Source organism: Holdemanella hominis (assembly GCF_014306155.1).
Classification (GTDB): Bacteria; Bacillota_I; Bacilli_A; order Erysipelotrichales; family Erysipelotrichaceae; genus Holdemanella; species Holdemanella hominis.
Map to the genome: position 1 here is coordinate 1 of NZ_JACRWH010000139.1, position 589 is coordinate 589.

Annotated in this window: 1 pseudogene; it reads left to right on the forward strand. The window is 30.4% G+C overall.

The features are described 5' to 3' along the window. Window positions 1-377: 377 nt before the first annotated feature. A pseudogene (locus H8911_RS12275) lies at window positions 378-589 on the forward strand (hypothetical protein); the annotation flags it as partial.

The window sequence follows — 589 nt, forward strand, 5'->3', positions numbered from 1 at the left end:
TCTGTTTCTGAATAAGTAACATCCTTATAGGCACGATCAAAACAGATCTTGAATGCCTTATGAAACATGCAGTTATACAGTTCAAGATCCTTTTTAATGATGGATTCTGCTTCAGGTTCTAAATCTTTATAATAGATTCTTTGAGACATTGAAAATACCTTCATAAGACAAGTCCTCCTGCTCTATCTGACTCTATTATACTATATTCAAAATAGGTTTAACAGATAGTTTTGAGACTTTCCAATTTATTTTATTTGTATTATTATATCACCAATGTGAATATGTGATATTTTACTTCCTTCTCACATGTTCACATTAAATTCACATTGGAACTGCATTTTATTCAACTTAGAATGATTTTATTCTATACTTCAATTATGGACACCACTTATCATTCAAACATTCCAATTGAAACTCTATCATTATTAGATTGTGATGTTAAAAACTTCAATTTTATTCATCCCATCAAAAATATCTTCTTCGATAATATTGACTACATTCGAAAACTAGATGCTTCCGGTAAAGCTCGTCCTTGCATTTTAGACAATGTAGAACGTTCTCTTCTTTGCCACACATGTTATCTTGGCTT